The 11,098-nt window shown below is 45.1% G+C and carries 3 protein-coding genes; 1 reads left to right on the top strand and 2 read right to left on the bottom strand.

The window, feature by feature from the left end; translation table 11 throughout:
• Positions 1–60 precede the first annotated feature (60 nt).
• Positions 61–732, bottom strand: coding sequence for an inorganic pyrophosphatase (locus IH598_11430; GenBank protein MBE0639122.1), 672 nt, complete (start codon positions 730–732; stop codon positions 61–63).
• Between the two features lie 144 nt (positions 733–876).
• Here IH598_11430 and rnr point away from each other — a divergent pair, with 144 nt between their 5' ends.
• Entirely contained in the window at positions 877–3,054 is a 2,178-nt protein-coding gene (gene rnr, locus IH598_11425) for a ribonuclease R (protein ID MBE0639121.1), read from the top strand.
• A gap of 128 nt (positions 3,055–3,182) precedes the next feature.
• On the opposite strand, the gene IH598_11420 is transcribed toward rnr, so the two are convergent.
• Positions 3,183–10,997 (bottom strand): S8 family serine peptidase, encoded by a 7,815-nt coding sequence (locus IH598_11420; GenBank protein ID MBE0639120.1) that lies wholly within the window; start codon positions 10,995–10,997, stop codon positions 3,183–3,185.
• Positions 10,998–11,098 lie beyond the last annotated feature (101 nt).

Below are 11,098 nucleotides of genomic sequence, written 5' to 3'. Positions count from 1 at the left end.
TTAAATTTGGGTGCAAAAGTAAAACAATGATTTTTACCAATGTGTTCAGTGTGCCGGGGATCATACATTGGAAAGCATCATCCGAAGGTTTTCGAATTTCTGCTGATAATCCTGCATCGATCTTCTGATCACTTCATGGGCTTCTTCGATCCCGTAAGTATGGGTGATTTCGGCATCACGTGGACGTCCGGGGAGATCTTTATAGGTAAGAAAATAATGTTTCAGCCGGTCAATTACGATCAGTGAGCAATCCGCCAGGTCTTTGTAATCGCCGTAAACAGCATCGTTGTGCAGCACGGCCACGATCTTGTCATCGGCCTGGTTTCCGTCAATCATCCTGAATCCGCCGATAGGACGGGCTTTAACCAGGATGTCTCCATGGGCAATTGCCTTTTCTGACAGGATGCAGATATCAAGTGGATCAAGGTCGCCAACAATGTCGGTTCTGCCCGTTTTCTCCATGCAGTAAGAAGCTACTTTATCAGCACAAAATGTTTGAGGTATAAAACCATAGAGGGCGGGAATGACGTTGGAATACTTCTGCGGGCGATCAATCTTCAAATAGCCGGTCTCCTTGTCAATTTCATATTTCACAGTGTCGGTTGGCACCATTTCGATGAAACACGTGATCGTTTCGGGAGCCTCATGCCCTATTTCAACACCATGCCAGGGATGCGACTTGTAACGCAACCCCATAAGTTTGCCGATCGGATCCATCAGTTTATTACTCATATCAGATGACATTAGTGATTTTGAGGCCGCGAAATTAAACATTAAATTCTGTTTGGATTGAATTGGTGATTTTAATGCATTGATTTTGGAGAGTGGGTATTTGCTAAACTTTACCTACCTTCGCAACCTCCAATACAAATCATTATGGCAAAAAAACCAAAACCTCCAAAAAAAGATTCCGCCGGGAAAGTACGCCTTGGCAGGAAAGCAATTATTGCAGGGGTACGCAATCATTTCGCCGAAAATCCTTTTGGCTCTTTCAACTACAAGCAGATTGCACATGTAATGGGGGCACACGATAAAGCCTCCAAAAACCTGTTGAGTGAAGTGATGCTTGAACTTACTTCGCTTGGCGAACTGGAGCAGTTGCGGCGTGGCAAATTCAAAGCCAATCCGGAAAAGCTGAGTACAGAAAAAGGGTTTAAAGCCACTATTACCGGTAAGGTTGATATGAAGCAAACAGGAAAGGCCTATGTGACATCACCCGACCTGGGCGAGGATGTCTTCATCGGTTCTAACCACACCGGCCATGCACTTCATGGCGATGAGGTGAAAGTGCGTCTTTTCCCCCGCAGGAAAGGACACAAACCGGAAGGCGAAGTTATCGAAATCATCAAAAGAGCCAAAACCAATTTTGTAGGAACAATAGAAAAATCGGCCAAATTTGCTTTCATGATTTCTGAAAGTCCGTCAATGCCGGTTGATATTTTTATTCCACTGTCGAATCTGAACAACGCCAGACACGGCGAAAAAGTGGTGGTGAGAATGACCGAATGGCCCGAACATGCCAACAACCCGTTTGGCGAAGTGGTGCAGGTACTGGGTAAGCCCGGCGATAACGAAGTGGAAATGCAGGCTATCCTGGTCGAAAACGACTTCCCGCTCTCGTTTTCAAAGGAGGTGGAAAAAGAAGTAGCAAGAATACCGATCGAAATACCTGAACAGGAAATCAAAAGCCGGAAAGATTTCAGGAAGATCACTACGTTCACCATCGATCCTTTTGATGCCAAGGATTTTGATGATGCCCTATCGTATCGAAAACTTGCCAACGGCAACCATGAAGTGGGTGTTCACATTGCCGATGTTTCTTATTACGTTAAGCCCGGTACATTAACCGACAAGGAGGCGTTTGAGCGCGCCACCTCCATTTACCTGGTTGACCGGGTAATCCCAATGTTACCGGAAAAACTATCCAATAATGTATGTTCGCTCCGGCCAAATGAAGACAAGCTCTGCTTTTCGGCGGTTTTTGAACTAGACGACAACGCAAAGATTATCAATGAATGGTTTGGCCGAACCATCATCAACAGTGACAGGCGATTCAATTATGAGGAAGCACAGCAGATTATCGAAAGTGGTACGGGTGACCTGGCCGAAGAAATAAAAGTGCTCTGGGGGCTGGCATCCAAACTCAAAGATGCCCGCTTCAGCAAAGGCGCCATCAGTTTTCACACACAGGAAGTGAAATTTAAGTTGGATGAAAAGGGAAAGCCCATTGATGTTTTTATTAAAGAGCAAAAAGAATCCAATTTCCTGATCGAGGATTTCATGCTGCTGGCCAACCGTCGCGTGGCAGAGCGAATCGGGCGAAAGCGCGGTACCATCGAACCAAAGACTTTTGTGTATCGTATTCACGATCAGCCTTCACCCGAAAAACTCAACCAGTTTATCCAGTTTGTAGGGAAACTGGGCTACAAGATTAAAATCAGTTCCGAGCGAAGCCTTGCCAAATCCTTCAACGATTTGTTCGAAAAAGTACATGGCAAGGGTGAGGAAAACCTTGTGGAAACCCTTGCCGTTCGTACAATGGCCAAAGCCGAGTACTCAACACAAAATATAGGGCATTATGGGCTGGCGTTTCCTTTTTACACCCATTTCACCTCTCCTATCCGCCGTTATCCCGATCTGATGGTTCACCGGTTATTGCAGCGTTACCTCGACAAAAAACCATCGGTAGAAATTACTGAATACGAAGAGAAATGCAAGCATTCCTCCGAAATGGAACGCAAAGCACAGGATGCCGAACGGTCGTCAGTGAAATACAAACAGGCCGAATACATGTCGGACAAAATTGGTCAGGAGTTCGACAGCCTGATTTCCGGTGTGTCCAAATATGGAATTTTTGCTGAGATCAAAGAAAACAAATGCGAGGGGATGATCAGATTGCAGGATATGGATGACGATTTTTACTACCTCGACGAAGAAAACTACAAGGTAGTAGGCCACCGCCACCAGCGCGAATACAAACTCGGAGACCCGATCCGCATACGCGTCAAAAACATCGATATCCGGAAAAAACGACTTGATTACGAATTAGCCTGAGAGTAACTTGCAGCCTAATTTACAAACAAACAGCCGGAGTCGAAACCCCGGCTGTTTTACTCTCCGATCGTATCCCGCAAATGCAGGATGCTATTGGTAAATAGGATGGATTAAATAATCATGACAGGTTACATCACCACCAGTCTCCTGGTAAAGATTTCCCCGCCGATCTCCAACCTGATCATATAAATACCTGGTTTGAAATCGCTCACATTGAGTGACGTTTCGCTTCCTGAAAAGTTGGATTGATAAACAAGTTTTCCATCAACATCTGAAATAGCATAAGTAACTTCACGATCGTTGCTGCTTATGTAAATGGTGACAAGATCATCAGCCGGATTGGGATACACACTGATCTGTGAACTCAGTGCTTGTACTCCGAAACCTGTTGTACTTTCCTTGAAATCCACAATCGCTGAAAGTCCGTTCAGGGCAAATAACCCGTCGTGATTGGTAAATGTATGATCATAGATTGCTTCCAGTGTCATTTCCCTGCCGGTTGCAGGATCATAACCCCTGAAAGTAATCATTTCACCAACATCGGCGCCAGTTTTATTCTCGTTGGTGGCATCATTGCCGTAAACAGTCAGAAGTATGTTCTGATTTTTTCCTGCTAATTCGGCAAAGCCGATACAATCACCATTGCTGTTGAATGCCCCGATGTGTGAGTATTGACCAAGTTCATCAACGGCCTGGGCAAAGAGTGAAATGAAATGTACTTCACCGGATCTGGAATATTCCCACGGACCCCTTTGCTCAGAAACAAAATCAGGTACAACGGCTGACGATTTCAATGCCTGGTATTCGGGGAAATTCAGGTTTACCTGCTTATTGAAATTGGCAAGGTATCCTTTGCCCGGCAACAGCGTTGTAAGTGTTTGGATGCCACCCAGCGGCCAGTAAATTTGCCCGGATGTAAGATCGAACATGTATTTTAGATCATTGGCCGGGTCTGCAAAAATCTCTGAAATAAGTGAAGGAACATTGGACAATACCGGAATGATGTGGAAACCTTCGCTAAAGGTTACGCTGTTGTCGTTTAGTTTATTACCATGAATAGTGAGTTCTACAGCCTGCTGATATTTTACCTTGTAACCTTCAAAAACGTTCCAGTTACCAATGGTGTTGATACTATAATCCGGCCAGAAGATTCCGTTTTTACCAAGCATTATGGTAAGGTTGCCGGGAATGGTGACGTCTTCCATTACAACTTCAAGGGCAGGATCATTGGGGTTGAGGTAAGAAGAGATGATTGACCAGCCTTCAGGGATGGAAATAATCTGAATGCTCAGGATTACTGTTATCTCTGAAATGGCTGATTCAAGTCCTTGTGCATCCATGGCTTTGGCCTGGATCAGGTTTTCGCCAGTGGCCAGCATCAGGTCTTTCGACCAGTTATTGGTTCCTGTGGCCGGTTCCCATCCACCGCCATTCAGGTTAACAAAAATTACTACTAAATCGTTGTTGATATCGGCAGCAGTTCCTTCAACTGTCAGTGCATAATCATAAAAAATATCACCATCAAGTGGAGCAGTAATTTCGACTGTTGGCGGCTGGTAAATACTCAGGAACATCTGGTCGTTATCTCCAATTCCACAGGTATTTAAGCCTTCAATCGACAAAGTTAATTCAACACCTCCGGCTGCAATATCGTTAATACCTGGCGTATAAAGCGGATTTAATATAGTTTCATCATCAAAACTGCCATCACCGCTTGTAGTCCAAAATACTGAAATATAGTTCTCAGCTGTAGCATCCAGAATCTCATATTGATCACCCGGGAAAATACCACCATCATTTCCTGCATCGGCCATCGCAGGGCAGATTGCACAGATATCTGTTGTTATGCTATATTCAAAGCAGCCTATATCCACAGTTGCAGGGTCATTTCCCATGGGACTGAAAGGTCTGGCATTTCCGTCGAGGTCATCACCGGGAGCATCCGTGTTATTTCCGGCATCAATAGCAGGTGAACATGGCTGTAAGTGGAAATCATCATCAGAGATAAAAAGTGGATCAAATCCTACGATATCTCCATTGGTTCCATTTAAAAAGCCACTTGTTCCGTCGCTGTCGAGGTTATTGCCCATCGAAATGAAATCGCTTATTGTACTTCCCGCATCAGCATAAAAGTTAACAGGGCTGTTATTAGCAACAAGTGAATTTATTAAGTTTATTTTTGAGTTTGTTCCTGCTGACCATACTCCTGCATAAGGGGCTTGCGATGTGTTATTAGCAATCGTAGTATTGATCAGTGTTAACACTGAAGTTGGGCCATAAGAGTTGTAATTTGCGATGCCACCCTGCGAAGTCTCGCTGGAATTACCTGTAATGAGGCAATTGGTAATTGTGGAACCTGGGCTGTCCTGAATATTTATAGCGCTTCCCTGATAAACTGTTGTATTATTTTTGACTATTGAGTTGGCGAGTTCCAAAACCCCATTGCCCATAAATATGCCTCCCGCATTATCTGCATGATTACCATCAAATATGCAATCACTTACATCTAAATCATTCCATGCAAAAATTCCCCCGCCCCAATTGCCGGCTGAATTATAGAGTATAGAACTGTTACTTATGTAAGACGTGTTGGACGGATCATATTGCCAAATTCCGGCTCCGTGCAGAACAGCAAAATTCTCTTTTATTATGCAATTACTGATTGCTGGGGCAGAAAGCCTGTTCATAAATCCTCCACCAGACCTGTGGGGAGCAATATCACTATTTGCATTGCCACCTGTAATTGTAAAACCATCAATAACGGCTGAGTTATCCAGGTAAGTATGGTAGTTAAACACAACATGGTAACTGTTATCGGAGGTATCGTTAACTGCGCCAATGTCTCCACTCAGGATGGTTTCATTTGCAGTAAAATCACGGTCATCTAAATTAAATGACAGAGGATCTTCGGTACCTTCAAAACCACCATAAATGGCAGTTCCATTTTTCATAATGAATGAAACAGTGCGGTCAGTGCCTGTGGTTGGATAATAAGTACCACTGGCTACCCATACTTCTGTAACTTCAGAACACAGATGAGAAAAGGCGGCTTGCAGATCAGTGAAAGCATCAGTCCATGAGGCACCGGTATTGGCTCCTGTGGCATCAGCGTCCACAAAGATTCTGCTGATACCCGGGCATTCAACAAAGGTTAGTGCTCCGAGGCTTCCTCCACCCCCTTCAGTTACGCGGAACTCTATTTCATCAGTTAGCCCCAGTGTGCCTGACCAAACATTGTGGTGAACATCGCAACAGCCATTGTGTTCCCAAACTTTGGTTCCGTTAATGAACAGTTGGGCGGCATCGTCATGGCCATCCACATCCAGTTCATAAGAACCAGCAGGAAAACCTTTACGCTTGTAACTATATGAATGATAGTCGATGCCAACCGGATTGCCCTGATAGCCTGATGCATCTGAAGGGGCTCCGGTCAGATCCCATCTGTCCTGGGTATCGATATTTAGGTTATCATCAACGTAATAGCCGGAATAATTCAGAGCCCATGAACTATTGTTTGGGATACCGGCTCCTCCGGCATTCCAAACGTATACATTCCAGGCACCATTGCCAAACTGAGTCGGGTCACCGGGAATAAAGGATAATTTTCCGAGGCTTCCTCCTCCGGCTTCTGTTACACGGAATTCAACTTCATCACCTGCGCCTAGTGTTCCTGCCCAGACACCGGGATGGCTATCGCAACAACCATTATGCTCCCAAACATTGGTTCCATTTATAAAGAGCTGTGCAGCATCATCATGGTTGTCAACATTTATGGTATAAACACCGTCAGAAAATCCCTTACGCTTATAACTGAAAGAGTGATAATCGATACCTACCGGACAGCCAACATATCCGTCAGCATCTGACGGAGAGCCTGCCTGAGGCCACCTGTCCTCGGTATTGAAGCTTAGATTGGTTTCCACATAGTAACCCGAATAGTTCAGATTCCATGCATCGTTATTTGGTATTTGAGCACCACCTGCATTCCAGGCATACACATTCCAAACATTGTCGCCAAACTGGGAAGGATCCCCGGTTACAGGCGATTGATTTTGATACTCATAGGCGCCAATATCGATGACACTACCACCAGGGATAGCATCAAACTTGCGCGGATTACCGGCAAAATCGTTAGCAGTTGAATTGGCATCGTCATTGCCATTATCGATAGCCGGTGAACATTCCAGCGGAAACGGATCTGTTAATGATGCCAGGTTTGGATCAGTATTCGGCATATCGCCGGATTCCGTAAGGTTGCCTGATCCATCGCTGCTAATATTGTTACCCAGCGAACTAAATCCACTACCAGCAATATTGGTTGAACCGGGATTATAAAAGATTGAATTCTGATAGGTCAATGTACTTGCGCCAGCATTTGAGTTACAAATAACACCATATGGTCCCGTATTTCCGATAACGGAACAATTCAACAAGTTCACCGAGGTAGCAGCTCCACTGGCAATAGTTCCCAATGCAGATTCGGAGTTTGAAATGTTGCCATCGATAATGCAGTTGATAAAATACATCTGTGCCGGAATACTGATACCCTGATTCCCGATGGCTGAACTGTAAAGTGCTGAATTTTCGGTGAACCTGCACGAGGTGGCTGTTGTAGTTCCCCCATTGATTTGAAGTAGTCCACCACCCGAAAAAGTCGAAGTATTTCCGGATACAAGGCAATTATTCATGACGAGAATGCCATAATTTGCAATACCACCCCCGCCATTTCCTGTTCCGGTATTTCCACTTATTATACAATGGTTAACGGTAAGATCACCATTGTTTTGGATGGCGCCTCCATTTTGTGCGTAACCATTTCTCAAAGTCAGGTCATCTATTAATACTGTTTTAGCCGTATTTATAGTAAAAATCCTAAATTCTGGTGTACCAACAGCTGAGCTACGTTGAACAGTTAGTTGCTCAGCTCCCGGACCATCTATGATCAGATCGGGATGGTTTATTGCAGGTAATGAAGTAGAAAGGTCAATTGTACCTGTAATGTCGAAGTCTATTGTAAGTGGTGAACAGCCGGTAAGTGCGTTAACTTCCATTACTGCCGCTCTCAGGGTACAAACGCCTGATGCTGTAGCGCAAATCCCGTCGCCAGGAATAACATCCGGCTCATCGCCCAGGTCGTTGATAGTATAAGTACTATTGGGAGGGCAGCAAATACCACCTTCATCTATTTGTCCATCGCAGTTGTTGTCCACGCCATCGCAAACTTCTGTAGCAGCGGGGTTAATGTCAGGATTGGTATCATCGCAGTCGGTGTTATCAAGCACAAATCCATCTGTTGGAGTACAACCAAGCTCAACGCTGCTCAGCAGGTCTCCGTATCCATCGCCATCAGTATCTGCGTAATAAGTGGTGGTGGCAACCGGCACTGAGATTTCCAGTCCCCATCCTTCGATTGATCCACCATCACCGGTATAGCTATCAAATACAGTGAGTGTCCATAAACCATTTGGGCTTGTCCCATTGAGAGAGGATAAGAGGTCAATCGGCTGGTAGCTGCCTGAGATGGCATAAGTGTGAGGAGGAGTTGTGGTTGATGATGAATTGCAAGTGGTTTCAAAATCATCAGCAGTAAGTGCGGCCTCATCATCAAAAGTTACCAGGATATTATTTTGGGAACATCCAAAACCGGATCCGTTGTAGCCAGGGCGATCGAATAAAATGAAAACGGTTCCTCCCGGCGAAGTTAGGGTCACTTTAAGGTCTCCCATCCAGGTATGCAGCACATCAAGATTTTTTACATTCAAATCTACGATATCACCTGTTGCTCCGCTGATGGTAAGTGTGGATGTTACGGTAGGTGTGCCTGACGTTGAAATGGCCATAGGAACATCGGAACTGACATAAGATTCACCAGACGGAAAATCTACTATTCCATCACAATTGTTATCCACCCCATCACACATTTCTGAAGCGCCCGGATTGATAAGTGGGTCAGCATCATCGCAGTCGCCACCAAGTAAAACATAATCTGAACCAGGAGAGCAAATTGCCAACGGCGCACCGGTTCCATATCCGTCGCCATCGCCATCGAAATAATAGTAGTTATCCACAACACTGAAATTGCGCACGTAATGATCTCCGCCAGTACCATTTCCATCTCCGTCCAGGTCAGTTCCAAATGGATTTTCCAGTCCGCCGGAAAGAAGGCTGAAGCGATAATTACCGCAAGTAAGGGGGAGGTTCGAAATCTGGAAAGTCATTTGGTTTGTTCCCACCATATAAACCAGGTTGGTAGTCAATGGGACCAGTTCGTCATCAGCATCGCCGAAAATTCCGTTCAGTCCTGCTGAGCGCAGTTCAAAATTTGCGAGGTCGTTAACTGAAGCAGGGTTCATCACCTGGTTAAAAACTACTGAGAAAGTATTTACATCGCCTGTTAAAACTGTGGTTCCTTCAGCAGGTAAGCCCACCAACGATTTGACCTGAGGTGGTTCTAAAGCAGCAGTTAGTGCAGCATAGCTGTTTACCCGTCCTGATCCAAGCAGGCCGATACGTGTCGGATTTGACGCATCTATATTGTCGGCTGTCGCCAGCAATTGAGCGGCCACCTGGTCGCGTGTCCAGGTTGGATTAGCAGACCAGATCAGCGCTGCCACTCCCGCAGCATTGGGTGTAGCCATACTGGTTCCGGAATAATAATCATAGCTGTTCCCAGTAACTGTTGAAAGAATCAAACTTCCCGGCGCCGATACATCAACGCCATTTCCGTAGTTACTGAAGCTGCTCTTTACATCAGCGTTATCGGTGCTTGCAACCAACAATGTTTGCTGAAATGCCTGGCGTGGAGGGTTAAGCTGGCTGTTATTTCCTGCTGAATTAAGATGCAATACCCCGGCGTCATAGAGGTATTGTAAGCCGGCAGTGAACACAGGGTCACCAACCCAACCATCAATGTTATAACTTGTGTTGACAATTTTAGCTCCGTTATCGGCAGCATAAGTAAATGTCTCGTTGATCATAGCCGCTGTCCAGGTTATATTGTTATAAAACTGAAGCGGCATGATCGTGGAATGACCAGCGACGCCTGCCACACCTATCGCATTGTCGGTGCGTGCGGCAGTGATACCTGCAACGTGTGTACCATGGCTATGAGATGGCTGGTCAGGATTCGGGTTGTTATTTCCGTTGGAAAAATCCCATCCGTTTACATCGTCTATGTAACCATTACCGTCGTCATCTATACCATTACCTGCTATTTCTCCGGCATTAACCCAAATATTTGGCGCCAGATCGCTGTGTGTCAGTTCCACGCCATCATCGGTTATTCCAACAATTATGGATGAGCTGCCAAGAGTAATATCCCAGGCCAGATGATTATTCATTAATGGGTGATGATACTGAGAAGCATAACTGGGGTCGTTGGGAATGAATTCGCGGGGGTCACCGTCATAGATGAAATTGGGTGAACTCCATAAAACACCACTTTTGCCTTCCAGCTTTTTCATTGCGTCAAACACCTCCAGGCCTTCAGGCAAAGATAAAAGCACCAGCGCAATGCTGCGAAAAGAGCCCCGGTCAACTTTCATTAACACCGAACTAAGTTTGACCCCTTGCTGCACAAAAAGACCCTGCCAGTTAAACTGCCCCAGAACCGATGCAGCATTGGCTTTAGAGGTTCCCAACTCCATCGCAACTACTATTTCACCGGGTATATATGTGTGGTACTTAGCCCGCAACTCCATTTCCTGGTAAGTTACGGCCTGAGGAGCAAGTGCATCAACGATGTCAAGGGGTGCGTAAGTTGCAACTTTGTCTGATTCTTTCCCGGAGGTGGAAGTTTTATTCTCCTGAGCCGGGTCATTTTTACCCGGATCATTATCGGGTTTGGTCAATACTTGCGAACTCAGCGGCAATGTTAAGCTGAGTGCAGCAAATAGAAAAAGTACCTTGTAAAATGTGCTGGTAAATTTGTAATAAGTGCTCATAAATTCGAATGTTTAAGTGAATAGATGATTTTGTTAAAACGCAAAAAATCATTGCAATAGCAAATCTATTTAGAATGATTTTGAATATGCAAATAACAACT

This window comes from Bacteroidales bacterium (assembly GCA_014860585.1).
Lineage (GTDB): Bacteria > Bacteroidota > Bacteroidia > Bacteroidales > 4484-276 > RZYY01.
This window is presented reverse-complemented; position numbering and strand designations above follow the sequence as displayed.